The 16,351-nt window shown below is 73.5% G+C and carries 12 protein-coding genes; 5 read left to right on the plus strand and 7 right to left on the minus strand.

Annotated elements, in window-relative coordinates:
- Positions 1 to 2 precede the first annotated feature (2 nt).
- A complete protein-coding gene (locus tag ACFWJW_RS25390; protein ID WP_387245691.1) occupies positions 3 to 719 on the plus strand; it encodes a VIT family protein in 717 nt (238 codons plus the stop codon).
- A gap of 568 nt (positions 720 to 1,287) precedes the next feature.
- On the opposite strand, the gene ACFWJW_RS25395 is transcribed toward ACFWJW_RS25390, so the two are convergent.
- From ACFWJW_RS25395 to ACFWJW_RS25410, 4 genes are all read right to left on the minus strand, one after another.
- Positions 1,288 to 2,409 carry a P1 family peptidase gene (locus tag ACFWJW_RS25395; RefSeq protein ID WP_387245723.1) on the minus strand — a complete coding sequence of 374 codons (1,122 nt, stop codon included), beginning with the start codon at positions 2,407 to 2,409 and terminating at the stop codon, positions 1,288 to 1,290.
- Entirely contained in the window at positions 2,402 to 3,238 is an 837-nt protein-coding gene (locus ACFWJW_RS25400; protein ID WP_387245693.1) for a hypothetical protein, read from the minus strand. Before ACFWJW_RS25400 ends, ACFWJW_RS25395 begins: the two co-directional genes overlap by 8 nt.
- Before the next feature lie 421 nt (positions 3,239 to 3,659).
- Positions 3,660 to 4,817, minus strand: coding sequence for a low temperature requirement protein A (locus ACFWJW_RS25405; RefSeq protein WP_387245695.1), 1,158 nt, complete (start codon positions 4,815 to 4,817; stop codon positions 3,660 to 3,662).
- Positions 4,818 to 4,921: 104 nt separating this feature from the next.
- A complete protein-coding gene (locus ACFWJW_RS25410) occupies positions 4,922 to 5,953 on the minus strand; it encodes a methyltransferase (protein WP_387245697.1) in 1,032 nt (343 codons plus the stop codon).
- A 207-nt stretch (positions 5,954 to 6,160) separates the two neighbouring features.
- Between ACFWJW_RS25410 and ACFWJW_RS25415 the strand changes: the two genes are divergently transcribed.
- Positions 6,161 to 7,459, plus strand: a complete 1,299-nt coding sequence (locus ACFWJW_RS25415) for an amidohydrolase (protein ID WP_387245699.1) — start codon at positions 6,161 to 6,163, stop codon at positions 7,457 to 7,459.
- Positions 7,460 to 7,599: 140 nt separating this feature from the next.
- Positions 7,600 to 8,691, plus strand: a complete 1,092-nt coding sequence (locus ACFWJW_RS25420) for a MerR family transcriptional regulator (protein ID WP_387245701.1) — start codon at positions 7,600 to 7,602, stop codon at positions 8,689 to 8,691.
- Between the two features lie 72 nt (positions 8,692 to 8,763).
- Here the strand turns inward: ACFWJW_RS25420 and ACFWJW_RS25425 are convergent, their stop codons facing one another.
- The 3 genes from ACFWJW_RS25425 to ACFWJW_RS25435 form a co-directional block, all read right to left on the minus strand.
- Positions 8,764 to 9,978, minus strand: a complete 1,215-nt coding sequence (locus ACFWJW_RS25425) for an FAD-dependent oxidoreductase (protein WP_387245703.1) — start codon at positions 9,976 to 9,978, stop codon at positions 8,764 to 8,766.
- A 67-nt stretch (positions 9,979 to 10,045) separates the two neighbouring features.
- Complete coding sequence (locus tag ACFWJW_RS25430; protein WP_387245705.1) at positions 10,046 to 11,203, minus strand: TSUP family transporter; 1,158 nt, start codon at positions 11,201 to 11,203, stop codon at positions 10,046 to 10,048.
- The gene (locus ACFWJW_RS25435; protein ID WP_387245707.1) at positions 11,188 to 11,988 is read right to left on the minus strand and encodes a GntR family transcriptional regulator; all 801 of its coding nucleotides are present in this window, start codon (positions 11,986 to 11,988) and stop codon (positions 11,188 to 11,190) included. Before ACFWJW_RS25435 ends, ACFWJW_RS25430 begins: the two co-directional genes overlap by 16 nt.
- A 262-nt stretch (positions 11,989 to 12,250) precedes the next feature.
- On the opposite strand from ACFWJW_RS25435, the gene ACFWJW_RS25440 reads away from it, so the two are divergent.
- Positions 12,251 to 13,816: a rhodanese-like domain-containing protein gene (locus ACFWJW_RS25440; protein WP_387245709.1), complete on the plus strand. Its 1,566-nt coding sequence runs from the start codon at positions 12,251 to 12,253 to the stop codon at positions 13,814 to 13,816.
- Positions 13,817 to 14,430: 614 nt separating this feature from the next.
- Positions 14,431 to 14,964 (plus strand): AMP-binding protein, encoded by a 534-nt coding sequence (locus ACFWJW_RS25445; protein ID WP_387245711.1) that lies wholly within the window; start codon positions 14,431 to 14,433, stop codon positions 14,962 to 14,964.
- The last annotated feature ends 1,387 nt before the right edge of the window (positions 14,965 to 16,351 follow it).

Consider the following 16,351-nt stretch of genomic DNA (forward strand, 5'->3'; position numbering starts at 1 on the left):
CGATGACCTTGCAGACACCGGATCACGACGAGGCGCACGGCGGCGGGCTCGGCAGCCGGCTCAACTGGCTGCGGGCGGCGGTCCTCGGTGCCAACGACGGCATCGTGTCCACCGCCGGGCTCGTCGTCGGGGTCGCCGGAGCCACCGACTCACGGGGCGCGTTGTTGACGGCGGGGCTGGCGGGGCTGCTGGCCGGTTCCCTGTCGATGGCGGCCGGTGAGTATGTGTCGGTTTCCACTCAGCGCGATTCGGAGAAGGCCGCGCTGGCGCAGGAGAAGCGGGAGCTGGCGACCGAGCCGCAGGCGGAACTCATCGAGCTGACGGGGATGTTGGAAGGGAAGGGGCTGGACGCGCAGCTGGCCCTGGAGGTGGCCGAGCAACTCACCGAGCACGATGCGCTGCGGGCCCATGCCGAGGTGGAGTTGGGCATTGATCCCGACCAACTCACCAATCCGTGGCATGCGGCGGGGGCGAGCTTTCTCGCCTTCACGGTGGGGGCGTTGCTGCCGTTGCTGGCGATTGTGTTGCCGCCGGCCGCGCATCGGTTGTGGATCACGGTGGGGGCCGTGGTGGTGGCGCTGGCGTTGTGCGGGTGGAGCAGTGCGCGGCTGGGGGCTGCGCCGGTGGGGCGGGCGGTGTTGCGGAATGTCGGGGGTGGGGTGGTGGCCATGGGGGTGACGTATGCGGCGGGGTCTGTGTTGGGGGCGGTGGGGGTTTGAGGGTTTGAGCCTTTTGGGTCGGCGCGGGGGTGGTGGGGGCTGACGTGGGGGGCCTGGTGCCTGGCGCCTGGTGGGTGGGGCTTGGCGCCCGGCGCCTGGTGTGTGCCGGGTGCCGGTGGGTGGCTGGCGCGTGGTGTGTGGCTGAGGCCGGGGCGCGGGCCCTCGGTGGGTGGGGGGCCGGAGGGGACGCCCCGTACCCCGTCCTCGGCGCGGGCGGCTCTGGTACGGGGAGTGGGAGCCCCGGTGTTCGCTCCGGTCCTGCGGGCGGGGCACGGGGCATCCCCTCCGGCCTCCGGCGTGGGCGGCTGTCCCGCCGTGGCCCGTTCTGTTACGGCGGACGGGCGGGCGGACGGGCAGGGGTGGGTGTCTCGTCCGTCGCCGTCGCCGTCGTCGTGTCCGTTGTTGTCGTGGCTCATCGTGGCCCGGCGCGGCCCGTTGCGGCCCGCGCCTGGCCCGCGCCCGGTTGTTGTCGTGCCTGGGCCGGGTGCGCGGCTGTACCGCCGTGGCGTTCGGCGTTACGGCGTGCGGGCGGCCGGGCGGGCGTCTGGTCGTGGTGCCTGAGCCGCCGTCAGGCCGTTCCGTACAGGTCGCGGTAGGACGGGAAGATGCCGCCGGGGCCGCGCACCGTTTCTGCGGTGAGGGCGGCGTTGACCACGGCGCGGGTCAGGACGTCTGCGCCGGTGGCGAGGAGCTCGTTCAGGGCGCCGGCTTCGGTGTGGATGCCGAAGGCGGGGTCGGTGCGGGAGTCTTCGGGGGTGAGGGGGCGGGTGGCGGTGGACAGGGCGAAGACCGTGTCGCCGTCGGAGAGGAGATGGACGGGGCGGAGGGCGCGGGCCAGGCCGTCGTGGGCGGTGCCGGCGAGTTTGTGGGCCTGGGCGCGGGTGAGCGTGGCGTCGGTGGCGACCACGGCGAGGGTGGTGTTGAGCGGGGGGCCGACGGACGCTGTCGAACGGGTCAGGGAGGTTTCCCGGGCCTCGGCCAGGCGGCGCAAGGCCGCGGCGTGCACCTCGGGGGACGGGAGGGCGGTGGGAGCCTCGTACAGATGGCCGTAGAGGGCGCCGGTGCGTGGGTCGGTGACGGAGCCCGCGGCATTGACGGCGGCCAGGGCGGCGACGGTGGCGCCCGAGGGGAGGACGGCGCTCGCGGTGCCGGTGCCGCCCTTGAGGCCGCCGGCCACCGCGCCCGTGCCGGCGCCCGTGTTGCCCCGGGCGACGGGAGCGCCGGGCTCGGTGGCCGCCGCGGCGGCGGCCGCCTCCCGGCCCAGGGCGGCGTCGGGGCGGGCCCGCCAGTTGCCGCCGCGGCCCAGGTCGAAGAGGGCCGCGGCCGGGACGACCGGGACGACCTGGGCGGGGTCCGGGCCGACGCGGAAGCCCCGGCCCTGGTCCTCCAGCCAGGCGGCGACACCGGACGCGGCGTCAAGACCGAAGGCGCTGCCGCCGGTCAGCACCAGCGCCTCGACACGCTGGACGAGGTTGCGCGGGTCCAGCGCGTCGGTCTCCCGTGTGCCGGGGCCGCCGCCGCGTACGTCGACGGCCGCGACGGCGCCGCCCTCGGGGGCCAGCACGACGGTGGTGCCGGTCAGGTAGCCGTCACCGATGCGCTGGGCGTGACCGACCCGGAGGCCGAGGACGTCGGTGAGGGCGTCCTGCGGCCCCGTGGGGTGCGGCCGGCCCGTCGGCTGCTCAGTAATCGGCCGGTCCCATCACGATGACCGGGTGCAGGTCGGGGTCGAGGGTGCGCAGCAGGTCCCGCATCACCGTGGACTTGACGCTGATGCAGCCCTGGGTGGGGCCGTCGTGGTCGACGTGCAGCCAGACGCCGCCGCCCTTGGCGGCGCCCCACGGGCGCCGCTGGTTCAGGGGGGAGGTCCCCGGCTCGCGGTTGTAGTTGATGGCGATGACGTAGTCGAAGGCGCCGGCCAGCGGTTCGCCCTCGACGCCGGTGCCGTCGGCGACGAAGCTGCCGTTGCGGTCGTAGGGGAGCTTGGTGCCCTCGGGCGGGGGCAGCAGGCCGCCCGCGTCGGTGAGGGAGTAGACCCCGATGGGTGAGCGCAGATCGCCGTAGCGGTGGTCGTCGGTCCAGCCGCGGGCGGCGTTGTGCGCGTACCAGGTGGGGCCCGGCTCCCAGTCGTCCGAGCCCTCCTCGCGGGTGTAGAGGATGACACGGGCCTTGATCGAGTCCATGCCCTGGCCCGTGACGACCAGTACCTGGCGGGAGTCGGCCGGCAGGCGCTTCCTGGCCGCGTCGCTGAGGCCCGGGATCGGCCGTCCGGCCGGGGCGTTCGGTGCGGCGTTCGGGGCGGTTTTCGGCGCGGACACGGGCGTACGTGGCGTGTCCGGGCCGGAAGCCGTCGTCAGCATGGTGCTCTTGGCGTCGGTCCCGCTGTTGTGGTCGTCGCCCGAGGCCGGCCACGCCCACAGGGCGGTGCCGACCAGGGTGGAGAGGGCAAGACCGCCCACGGCCTTGCTGCGCCGGGACAGTCGCGTCCGCGGGGCGCGGGACTGAGCGTGGCGGGCCATGGCTGGCGTCTCCTCAGGTACGGACGGCGGTCGGTCCCGGGGCTTTCTGCGGGTCTCCCACAAGGACACCCCCTGTCATAAAAAGGGCAATCTGCACCCTACCGCTTTCGCGTCCCCGCGCCTCCGCTGGCCGGTGTGGGCAGGGGGGAACAAGAGCCCGAAGTGGCGGGAAGTGAGCTCCATTGGTGGGTAATTGACGGGCAATGGGGTGGGCCGGGGGCCGTGCCCGTGCTGCTGACGGGCCCTCGTCCGGCGGAGGGAGAAGATGGCCGAATCTGATGTGGGATCAGGGCAGGGCCGGGCCGGACGGGGCGTCAGGTGCGTGGGGCGGGGGAGGGGCCGGAGGCTCGTGGGGGCGGCTGGCCGCACCTTCGGCGAGATCGGTGCCGGGGGGATCGTCGAGATGGGTGACGGGGGCCCTTCACTCCACCAGCGCGGTGCCCTGACGGGAGGCGAGGGTGGCGCCGACCGCCACGGTGGCGGAGGCCACCAGTCCGGTCGCCAGGACCGCCCCGTGCCCGGCGAAGGTGCACGCCAGGACCAGCAGCGCCGACACCGGCAGCACCAGGTGCTGGGCCGGGCCGCGCTTCTGGTGCCGGGAGTGGATCAGCCACACCGTGAGCAGGAACAGCGCCGCCGGCACCGTGACACACGCGGCCGCCGCGAACGCCGACAGATGCGCCCGGCCGAAGGACTCCGCCACCGCGACCTCGATGCCCGCGCCGACCGCGGCCACCGAGCCGAACACGAGGTAATGCCCATAGCCCCACAGGAACGCCTGACGGTTCGAGCGGAGGTGCAGGTGGATGGGCACGGCGAAATAGATCCAGTACGCGGCGAAGACCAGCAGCAGCCCGCCGCCCGCGATCGGCAGCAGCGTGTCGAGCGCGTCGTTCCTGTCCAGCGCCGACTGCACGGCCAGGGTGGCCGCCGCGATCGTCTCGCCCAGCACGATGACGGTGAACAGGCCGTAGCGCTCCGCGATGTGATGCGGATGCCAGGTCGTCTGCCGCTCCCGTTCGGCCAGCGCGGGGACCGCCAGCTCCAGGAGGCCCACGACCACGAACACCCAGGGGATGTCGTGCTCGGGCAGCGCCAGCAGCCCCAGCCAGCCGATCTGGCACACCGTCACCCCCAGGGCGTAGCGCAGTGCGGTGCGCCGCTCGGCGCCCTCGCTGCCGTGGGCGGCCCGCAGCCACTGGGTGACCATGGCCAGCCGCATCACCAGGTACCCGAACCAGATGACGGTGAAGTCGCTGTGCGCGAAGGCCCGCGGCACGCCCGCGGCCAGGATCAGCACCCCCGCCATCTGGACGAGCGTCACCACGCGATAGAGCGCGTCGTCGGTGTCGTACGCCGAGGCGAACCAGCTGAAATTCATCCAGGCCCACCAGACGGCGAAGAAGAGCATCAGATAGCCGGGGACGCCGTGCATCGGATGCCCCTCGGCGAGCGCATGCGCCAGCTGGCGGCCGGCCTGGGCGACCGCCACCACGAAGCACAGGTCGAAGAGGAGCTCCAGCGGCGTGGCGGCGCGGTGCCGCTCGTCTCGGCTGCGCGCCCGCATGAGGACCGGCACGTCAGCTCCTCTCGTCGGGCGGTGCGGCCGCCCTCAGTAGAGCGCGGGGCGGCGGTACCGCCAACGAGGGGAGCGGGGGGCGGCGTGTCGCCCCGGGCCGGCGGCTACTCGGCGACCGCCTCCACGATCGAGGGGAAGGCCGGGGTCGGCAGCACCCGCGTCAGCCGGAAACCGCCGGCCGACAGCAGCGTCGCGAACTCCTCCGCGGTGCGCTCCCGCCCGTCGAGCACCGCCATCATCGCGACGTCCATGGTCTTGCCGAAGTGCGGGGCGTTGCCCGGCGGCAGCACGGACTCTATGACCAGCAGCCGGCTGCCGGCCGCCATCGCCCGGTGGCAGCTGCGCAGGATGCGCCGGCACGGTTCGTCCGCCCAGTTGTGCAGCACGTGCTTGAGGACGTAGAGGTCACCGCCCTCCGGTACGGACTCGAAGAGGTCGCCCTCCTGGGTGCGCCAGCGGCCCGTCAACTCGTCGCCGTCCAGGAGGTGGTGGGCCAGTGGCGGCGCCTGGTCGAAGAGCACACCGGTCAGCCGCGGGTGGCGGCGCAGCGCGGCGCGCAGCAGCCCGCCGCGGCCGCCGCCGACGTCCACGACCGTGCCGGTCGCGGGGAACGGGTAGGTGGCGGCCACCGCCTCGTCCACCGGGGCGGACAGCGACGACATCCCGTCGTCGAAGAGCCGGCGGGCGGCCGGATCCGCCAGCAGATGCGCGAAGAGCGGCGCCCCGAAGATCCGCTCGAAGGGCGCGCCGCCGTGCTCCACGGCCTCCGGTATGGCGGCCGACGTCCGCAGGAACAGCTCGTCGGTCACCATCAGCACGGCGGCGTGCAGCGAGTCGGGGACATCCGTACGCAGCGGCTGGGCGGCCGGCGTCAGCTGGTAGGCGCCCGCGGCGTCCTCCCGGAAGATGCCGCGGGTGGCGAGATAGCGCAGCACGCGGCGCAGATGCGGGGCATGGGTGCCGGTCTTCGCGGCCAGCTGCTCGGCGGTGCGCGGCCCCTCGGCCAGGTGGTCGGCGAGGCGGTGCTGCGCCGCCGTGCGCAGAGCGGCGGAGAAGAGGTGGCCCAGCGCCAGATCCATCAGATGAGCCGTGAGGTCGCGGGGCTCGCCGGTCGGTCGGTTGGGGGAAGTGGCCAACGTCAGCCTCCAGTCATCGGCTCGGGCTCGCAGATCCCGGTCGCAGGCGTGATCCACGGTTGCAGCCGCGGGCTCCGGTGTCACGAACGGAGGGAACGGCAACCGCGAAGTCCGGCCAGGGCGGGCCCGGGCCCTTAGGGGCCGGCTCCGGGGAATGCCGGGGCCACCGGCCCGTGCCGGCGGGCGGTTCCATGGTCGAATGCCTGTATGAGCGACAGTGACACGACAGGCACGACCGCTAACGCCGGCCACCACGGCAGCTCCGCCCCCGCCGCCGTCCTGGCCCCGCTCGACGACCGTCTCGCGGATCTCGTGGCCCTCTACGAAGACCTGCACCGCCACCCCGAACTCGGCTTCCAGGAGACCCGCACGGCCGCCGAGGCCGCCCGCAGACTGACCGCCTGCGGCTATGACGTCACCACCGGCATCGCCGAAACCGGCGTCGTCGGCGTACTGCGCAACGGCCCCGGCCCCGTGGTCCTGCTGCGCGCCGACATGGACGCACTGCCCGTCACCGAGAACTCCGGCCTGGACTACGCCTCCACGGTCCCCGGCCGGATGCACGCCTGTGGGCACGACGTCCATGTGACCTGCCTGCTGGGCGCCGCCGACCTGCTCGCGGCGGGCCGCGAGCACTGGTCGGGCACCCTGATCGCGCTCTTCCAGCCCGCCGAGGAGGTCGGCAGCGGCGCCCGCGCCATGCTCGACGCCGGCCTCTACCGCGACGGCCTGGTCCCCACCCCCGATGTCGTGCTGGCCCAGCATGTCGCCCCGTTCGGCGCCGGGCTGATCGCCTACTGCCCCGGCCCCTGCATGGCGGCCGCCGACAGCCTGGAGATCACCTTCCACGGCACCGGCGGCCATGGCTCGCGCCCCGAGACCACCACCGACCCGATCCTGATGGCGGCGTCCTTCGTCCAGCGGGTGCAGTCCGTAGTGGCCCGCGAGGTCGCCCCGAAGGACCAGGCGGTGGTCACGGTCGGCTCCTTCCACGCCGGGGACACCGCCAATGTGATCCCCGACCGCGCCGTCGTACGGCTCAGCGTCCGCACCTTCGACGAAACGGTCCGCACCGCCGTGCTCGCCGCCATCGACCGCATCGCGCGCGCCGAGGCCGCCGCCTCCGGCGCGGACCGCATACCCGACACCCAGGTCCTGGACTCCTTCCCCGTCACCGTCAACGACTCCACGACCCTGCGGGAGGTCAACGAGCAGTTCACCGAACTCTTCGGCGCCCAGCGGCTGTTCGCCTACGACCCGGCCGCCGGCAGCGAGGACGCCGGCCTGCTGGCGACCGCCGCCGGGGCCCCGCTCTACTACTGGTGGCTGGGCGGCTGGGACCCGGAGGAGTTCCGGACGGCACTGGCAGCCGGCCGGCTCGCCCAGGACATCCCGTCGAACCATTCGCCGCAGTTCGTGCCCGTGGTCCGGCCGACCCTCGACATGGGCGTGGAGGCGTTGACGGCGGCGGCGCTCAGTCGGCTGGCGGCTGGGGAGAAGGGCTGAGGGTGCGATGATACGGCGCGCGTGAGGGGAGTGGCCGGGCCGGTTCGGGCAGGTCGACGGCCGTGTTTGACCTTGCCCTTGGGGCAAGCCCCAGCATCGGGCGTGCCGGGCGAGGCGCCCGGTACGAGGAGGACGGACGGGTGGACGGGGACGGGCGCACGGCGCCGTACGACGACGGTGCGCTGCTGACCATCGGGGCGTTCGCACGGGCCTCCCGGCTCTCGCCGAAGGCACTGCGCCTCTACGACGAGCTCGGCCTGCTGCCCCCGGCCCATGTCGACCCGCACAGCGGCTACCGGCACTACGCCCCCGCCCAGTTGGAGCGGGCCCGGCTGGTGGCCTGGCTGCGCCGGCTCGGGATGCCGCTGGCCCGCATCCGCGAGGTGTGCGAGCTGGCACCGGACGCGGCGGCCGTGGCGGTCGCCGCGTACTGGGCGCGGGTCGAGGCCGACACCGCGGCCCGCCGGGACCTCGCCGCCTTCCTCGTCGACCAGCTGGAGAGGAAGAACACCGCCATGACCACACCACACACTCCCTTGACGATGCGCTACGCCGCCCTGACCGACCAGGGGCTGGTGCGCCCGGCGCACCAGGACGCCGCGCACGCCGGACCCCGGCTGCTGGCCGTGGCCGACGGCTACGGCCCGGAGGGCGGCCCGGCCGCGAAGGCCGCGATCGAGGCACTCAACGGCCTGGAAGACCAGGACCTGACCGCTGTGGACCTGCTGGGCGCCCTGGAGGAGGCGGCCCGTCGCGCCCACCGCGCCGCCCCGGCGGCGGACGAGGCGACCGGCAGTACCCTCACCGCGCTGCTCCGCTCCGGCGCACAGCTGGCGCTGCTGCACATCGGGGACTCCCGCGCCTACGTCCTGCGCGACTCCGGCCTCTTCCAGATCACCCACGACCACAGCCTGGTCCAGTCACTGATCGACGAGGGCCGGCTCAGCCCCGAGGAGGCGGCCTCGCATCCGCAGCGCGCCCAGCTGCTGCGGTCCCTCGACGCGGCCACCGAGTTCGCCCCCGATCTGCAACTCCTGGAGGCCCGGCCCGGGGAGCGCTATCTGCTGTGCACCGACGGCCTGACCGGGGTGCTGCCGGCCGCGGCCATCCAGCAGGTGCTGACCGCGGCCGACGACCCCGACCAGGCCGTACACGAACTCATCCGGCTGGCCCGCGAGGCGGGGGCGCCGGACAACGTGGGGTGCGCGGTGGGGGAGGTGACGGGGGGTTAGGGCGGGGTAGGGGGCGGTCCCCTAGGGGGGAGGTGGGCCCCTTGCAGGAGCCCTGCCCGGTGGGGGGTGTGGTTACGCCAGGCCCTTGAGCATGCCCTTGAAGTAGAGCTGCGGCAGCCCGTAGCGCTTGAGGAACCACATGTCGGTGCGTTCCCGGGTGGTGTCGAGGAAGGGGATCGACGGGGTGGGCTGAAGGTCGTAGTCGAACTCGGCGAGCAGCATCTTGTGCCGGGCGGTGACCAGGGGACAGGAGGTGTAGCCGTCGTAGCGGGCGGTGGCGGGACGGCCGCGCAGCCCGGCGAGGAGATTGGCGACCGCGACCGGAGCCTGCTTGCGGATCGCGGCGCCCGTCTTGGACGTCGGCAGATTGGCGACATCGCCGAGCACGAACACATTCGGGAAATCCGGGTGCTGGAGTGTTTCCCGGTCCGCCTTGACGTACCCGTACGGGGAGTCGGGGTCGGCGAGCGGACCGTCCGCCAGCCACTGGGGGGCGCGCTGCGGCGGTACCGCGTGCAGCAGGTCGTAGTGGACGGTCTCGGCCGTGCCCGTGGTGTGATCGGTGATCACCGCCTCGCGCGCCGCACCGTCGAGGCGGGTCATCTCCGAACTCAGCCGCACCTCGATCCCGTACCGCCGGGCCGTCTCCGTCAGCGCCCGGGAGAACACCGGCACCTTGAACATCGCGGGCTCCGGAAGCACCAGAATCGTGCGGATCGCCCCCAGCACCCCGCGCTTACGCCAGTGATCCGCCGCCAGATACGCGATCTTCTGCGGGGCGCCGCCGCACTTCACCGGCCCGGACGGCATGGTGAACACCGCCGTCCCGCTCCGCATCCGGCGGATCAAATCCCAGGTCAGCGGCGCGAGATCGGGCCGGTAATTGCTGCTCACCCCGCCGTGGCCGAGCGCCGCGGCGAGACCGGGCACCCCGTCCCAGTCGAGCTGGAGGCCCGGCGCGAGCACCAGCCGCCCGTAGGAGAGGACCCGGCCCGAGGCGGTGGTCACCGTCCGCGCGGTCGGGTCCACGGCGGTGGCACGCTCCCGCAGCCAGCGCACCCCCGGCGGCATGACGTCCGCCTCGGTGCGCAGCGACGCGCGCAGCGGCGCCTGACCGCCGCCGACCAGCGTCCACAACGGCTGGTACCAGTGCGTCTCGGACGGCTCCAGCAGCGCGATGTCCCGCACACCGGCACGGCGTAACCGGGCGGCGACGGTGATGCCTGCGGTGCCGCCGCCGACGATGAGGACCTGGTGATGGGACGGGGCGGCGGGTGCGGGGGCCATGTGCTCCTCCTGGAGGTGGTGGGAATCGGGTGGTCGGTGTACGGGGCGTGGGGTGTCGGGCGTGGGGCTACCAGAGACGGGGCAGGGCGGTGGCCGCCATGATGACGGCGAGGACGGTGACCAGACAGGCGAAGGCCGTGGCCAGCACCTGAGGGCGCAGCCGGGTGGTCAGACGGTTGCCGAGATTGCTGCCGAGCGCCGCACAGGCCGCGAAGCCGGCCAGCAGCGGCCAGTCCAGGGCCCCGGTGCCGGCCCGGGTGGCCAGCGCCGTAAGGGAGTTGATGAGGATGACGAGAAGCGAGGTGCCGATCGCGACCGGCATCTCCAGACCCAGCACCAGAGTGAGCGCCGGCACGACGACGAAGCCGCCACCGACCCCGAAGACCCCGGTGAGCAGCCCGACGGCGGAGGCGGTCACGGCGAACCGGACGGGCCGCGGGGGCGCGGTGCGGGCGGAGCCGTGCACCTTGCCGGAGGGGGCCGGGGCCGCGGTGTCCCGTAAGGGAGAGGTCTCCGAGGGCTTCGGCGCGGCGAGCGTCTCTGCGGGCTCTTGGGGTGACGGCGTCTCCGCGGGCGCCGGTAGGCACACCGGTTCCGCTGACTCCTGCGGGGCCGGCGACTCCGCGGGCTCCTCGGGGGCCGGCGACTCCGCGGGCTCCTGCGAGGCCGGCGACTCCGCCGGCTCCCGAGAGGCCGACGACCCCGCCGGCTCCCGTAAAGACGGCAACTCCCCGGGCTCCCCCATGGAATCCGACCCCGCCGCCCCCCGTAAGGGCACAGCCTCCGGCGCGTCCCGTAACGGCGTGCCCTCCCCGGGTTCCCCTAAGGGACGGCTGCCCGCCGCCGCCCGCCGCTCGCCCCGCCCCCGTAACACCAGCATCGCCGCCACCACGAGCAGCAGCCCGGCGAACGCCGCCATCAACACCGTGGGGTCCAGCGCCGCGCTCCACCGGGAGCCGAGGTAGCTGCCCGCCGTCCCCAGGGCCCCGAACGCCGCACCGGCCGCCCACCGGACCCGCCCGGCCCGGCCGTGACACAGCAGCCCGGTCACCGCGCCGACCGTGACGACGACCAGCGCCCCCGCGGTCGCCTCGTGCGGCGACTGCCCCAGCAGATAGACCAGCGCCGGCACCGCCAGCACCGAACCACCGCCGCCGAGCGCGCCCAGCAGCAGACCGATCAGCAACCCGCACGGCAGCGCCGCCAGGGCTACGAGGACGGACACGAGGCCCGCGGCGCAAGGGCGACGGCCCGGCTGTCACCGGACCACTCCGCGACGAACGTGAACCGGTCGCCGCGCACCACCGTCTCCCGCCACTCCACCGGCCGCTCCCCGGCCTGCCCGAGCCGCTCGATGGCGAACGCCGCCTCCCGGTCGGCCAGCCCCAGCAGCCACGCCTGCCGGATGTCCGGCAGGAACGGCTGGATCCGCTCCCGCCCACCGGTGACCTTCACCCCGCAGCGCCGCGTCAGCTCGCCATAGAGCGAGGTGTGCCCGAAGTCGGCCTCCAGCAACGGCTCGGCAACCTCGGCGGGCAGATACGCGGTGTCGTGCGCGAGCGGCTCGCCGTCCGCCAGCCGCAGCCGCTCCAGTACGACCAGCGGCGCCTCCGGGACCAGCCCCAGATGCCCCGCGACCGTCCCGTCCACCGTCCGCTCCAGCCGCAGCACCTCGCTGCGCTGCTCCACCCCCTGGCCCTCCAGCTCACGGAAGAGGCTGTAGAGCGAGCCCAGCGGCTGCTGTATGCGACGGGTGTCCAGCCGGCTCGCCCGGCCGCGTTCGGCGATCACCAGGCCCTCGGCACGCAGTTTGCGCAGCGACTCCCGGACGGTGTGCCGGCTGACCTCGTACTCCCCGGTGAGCCGGTGCTCGGCCGGGAACTCCGCACGGAACGCGCCGGCTTCCATCCGGCGGCGCAGATCGGCGGAGAGCTGCGCCCACAGGGGCAGCGGCGAGCGCCGGTCCAGGGGACGCGGGCCGTGCGCACCGTGCGGCGGCTCGGTCGTCATGGTGGATTCCTCCGCGGGTGTACGGGGATTGCAGGGAGCCGCCGGAGCGCTGGACGCCGAGTGCGAGCTTCAAAAACTTGCTAGTTGATGCCCGATCAATTGCTGTCGGATCCATACGGGGTGACGGGGCGTCCACGCCTGCGCGGCTTGTCGCCCGCCCTCCGGCTACCTAATGTACGTACATCCGTGCATCCGCACAACGCACCCTGCCCGAACGGGCCCCGGCCGCCGCGCACGGGCCCCGCACCCCTGGAGGCCGACCGTGCACTTCGCGCAGTACTACCTCGACTGCCTCTCCCAGGCGTCGTATCTGATCGGCGACAAGACCACCGGACGCGCCGTCCTCGTCGACCCGCGCCGCGACATCGACGACTACCTGCACGACGCGGAAGCCGCCGGCCTGCGGATCGAACTCGTCATCGAGACGCACATTCACGCCGACTTCCTCTCCGGCCACCTCGAACTCGCGCGGGCCACCGGCGCCACCATCGCCTTCGGTGAGGCCGCCGAAACCGGCTTCCCCATACGGCGGTTACGGGACGGCGAGCGCCTCTCGCTCGGCGCGGACGACGGCCAGGGCGTCACCCTCACCGTTCTCGCCACCCCCGGCCACACCCTCGAATCCATCTGCCTGGTCCTGCGCGAACACCCCGACGACGACGTGCCGTTCGGCGTGCTCACCGGCGACACCCTCTTCGTCGGCGACGTCGGCCGCCCCGACCTGCTCTCCGCCGCCGGGCACACCCCGCAGGACATGGCCGCCCGTCTGCACCGCTCCCTGCACACCAAACTGCTCACCCTCCCGGACGCGACCCGGGTCTTTCCCGCACACGGCGCCGGCTCCGCCTGCGGCCGCAGCCTCTCCAGCGAAACCAGCTCCACCATCGGCGACCAGCGCCGGTTCAACTACGCCCTCCAGCCCATGCCGGTGGACGACTTCATCCGCCTGGTCACCGCGGGACAGCCCGCCACCCCCGGCTACTTCGCCCACGACGCGGCCCTCAACCGCGACGGCCACCCCCTCCTGGAGCCCGGCCCGCCGCCCGCCCTCACCCTGGACGAGGCCCTCGCGGCCCGCGACCGGCAAGGCGCTGTCCTCCTCGACTGCCGCCCGCTGGCCGCCTACACCCGCGCCCACCTGACCGGCTCACTCCACACGAGCCTCGACACCCGCTTCGCCGAATACGCCGGCAGCGTGGTCACCCCGGGCACCCCCATCGTGCTGCTCGCCGACCCCGGCACCGAACAGGAAGCCCGCCTCCGCCTCGCCCGCATCGGCTACGACCACATCCTCGGCCACCTCCCCGACCCCGCCGCCGTACTGGCCCGCACCCCCGCACTCAGCAGCAGCAGCCGACGCATCCGCTATGAGGAACTGGTCTTGGCGGAGCCCCGGTTGGCGGGGGCGGCGGAGACCGAGGGGGCCAGGACGGACGGGGCGGAGCCGGCCCGGACGGATGGTACGGAGCCGGCCGCCATGCGACCGGGCGACGCGCGCCCGGGCAAGGCGCGCCTGGGCAAGGCGCGCCTGGGCAACACGCAGCCGGCCGACTCCCTGCCGACCGACTCCATACCGGCCGGCATCCAACTGATCGACGTCCGCAATCCGGCCGAGTACGAGGCGGGCGCCCTCCCCGGCGCCCGAAACCTCCCCCTGGCCGGCCTGCCCCACCACATCGCCGAACTGGACCCCTCCCGCCCGGTGGTCCTGTACTGCCGCAGCGGCAACCGCTCGGTGATCGCCGCAGCGCTGCTGGAGGCACACGGGTTCACCGAAGTCTGCGATGTCATCGGGGGCTACGAGGCGGTGGGTGCGGGCGCGCAGTAAGAGCGCAGACCAGTGGGCCAGTTCACCCGCGCATTACCGCCTCATACGCCGACGAGCACGCGCCTGCGCATGAGGCTGACCCCAAGCCCGAGTACGAGCGCCGCGGCGGCAGCCAGGCAGACGACGGCAGACAGCAGAAGCGCCGGGCGGGTGCCGCCACCCGCCCCGCACCGCACCGGTGAGGGCGAGCCTGGCCCTCGCCGTGGCCGTTATCCGCGAAGGACTCCAGTTGGACGCAGAACCCGCCGAGGGCGACGACGGTCAGCGCCAGCGCCAACGGGCCTGCGCGTCCAGGTGGGATGCGGTTCGTGGTTCGGCAGAACGGGCACAGGGCCGCCTCTCCCGCGTCCACCTCGCGCGCTTGCGAAGGAAAACGAGAAATGGAAGGGGAGAGGGGGATGAAGTGCACCGGAACGGGGCAGGACCCCGGGAGCGGATTGCGCGCACGGCCGCGGAAACCGAAGAGTGAGCTGGGACGGCCGGTACGGTGACCGAAAGAGGCCGGACACGCAGTGCTCTGTTGGGGGGCGGGTAGGGGCGGCGTCGACCCCGTACAACGGACGTTCAGCGAACGTTGATCGGTGATCTCCATGCTGAACCGCATGTTGAGCCGTGTGACTTCAGAGCATGCAGATGACGCCCGGGAAGTGCAAGAGCCGGAGGCGTCGCGGATCGCCCTCACCTGGAGTGGGGAGCCCGGACGCCAGGAGGAGCTGACGCACGGCATGCTCCTCGACCAGGCCGAGCGCGCCGCCGCCGTCCTCAAGCGGCTCGGCGTACGGGCCGGTGACCGCGTCGCGGTGCATCTGCCGCTGGTGCCCGAGTCGGTGATCGCCACGCTCGCCTGCGGGCGACTGGACGCGATACGTGCCACGCTGCCGGTCTCCCTGACGGTGCCCGAACTGGTCGCGCGGACCCGCGAGTCCTCGGCCCGGGTACTGATCACGGCCGACGCAGCGTTCTGGGACGGCGCCGTACGTCCGGTGAAGCCCCTGCTCGACCACGCCCTGGCCCGGAGCGCGGCCGCGGACGGTGCCCTGGACCGAACCGTCCTGGTGGTGAACCGCTGCTCCCGCCCGGTCTCCTGGAAACCGGGCCGCGACATGTGGTGGCACGAGGCCCTGGGCGTACCGTCCGCGATCCACTGACGGCTTCATCGCGTCAAGCGGACGGCGGCCCGCTACCTCCGAGCAACGCGTCCTGACGTCAAGGGGGCAGTCAGGCGCGGTCTAGACCCTTCAAGGGGCTCGCGGGGGGCGCGGCTTTCGGGGGAGTCGGTTCAAGGGGTGGGGCCCCTTGGCGAAATTCTTCGGCGAGCGTGGCCTGGGGAGCGCGGGTTTTTCGCGGAGTACGGGGAGTACGGCCCTCGGGGGAGGGCCGGCGGGAGGGGATCCGGCGGGCTGGGGGCGTGGCGGGGGCACGGCGCTTGGGGGAGCGGCGCTTGGGGGAGTGGGGCGTGGGGCCTGGTGGTTCGGGGGCGCGGTGGGGGGCGAGCCCTTGGAGGCGCGGCGCTTGGGGAGCGTGGCGCTTGGGGAGCGTGGCGCGGGGGAGCCTGGGCCTCGGGCGTGCGGTGCTCGGAGGCTCGGTGGGCAGGGCCCGGTGCTTCGGGGCGTGTCCTCAGGGGTGTGGCGCTTGGGTGAGCGTGGCGCGGGGGCCCTGGGGATTCGGGGAACGCGATGCTCCGGGCTGGGCAAGGAAGGTCCCGTGCTCCGGGCGCGGGGCGGAGGGCGGCCCTTTGGGGAAGGGCTGCCCGGGGGAGTCTGGCTTTCCCGGAAAGCCCAGCCCAGCTCAGCCCAGCCCCGTTCCCCCGAAGAGGCGCGGACCCCCATTCAAGAGGCGCGGCCGCGCTCACTGAAGAGGCTCGGGCTTCACCGACTGCGAGCTGCACGACGTCACCCACCGGCGAGACACAGCCCGCAGAGCCCGTACAGCCCTCACCCACTCAGGTCACCAAACGGGCCATTCGCCTCATCCGCGCCTAGCGTGGAGCACGTGTGAAGCGCCGGCCCCAGCATCGGCCCAAGCGCTGGTCCCAACACCACTCCGATCAGCGGCCCCTCCCCCCGGGCCCCTCCCCCCCCGCCACCACCCCCACCCCACCCCGCCCTCACCCCGCCCCCACTCCGTCCCCCACCGGAAAGGCCGCTGGCCCATGGCTCGTCATGAGTACGCGCACCCCCGCCATCCCCTGCCCGGCAGTGATCGCAGGTGGCCCCTCAGGCGTAGCCGCGCGTCACAGGGACCGCCGACCCGGCCCCATGACGGACATCGCCCGCACCCCATACCCACCCACGACAAGGGCCGCTAAGGCAGGGGGTGTTCGGCCCCCCCTCCACCTGGCTCACGTCGCTCGCTGGGCGGTCACGTCCTGCCCGTGACGGGTGCGCGGGCACTCCGGTGCGAGGGGCATTCCGGTGCGCGGGTATTCCGGCGAGCCTTCAGTGAGCGTTTGGTTCTTCAATGTCTGTTTCATTGGGTCTAGCTCTCACGCCAGTTGGGTGTGGTCTCGTGTGCGAGGCGGCGGGTCATGAGGTT

The organism is Streptomyces sp. NPDC127097 (assembly GCF_042724075.1).
Taxonomy (GTDB): Bacteria; Actinomycetota; Actinomycetes; order Streptomycetales; family Streptomycetaceae; genus Streptomyces.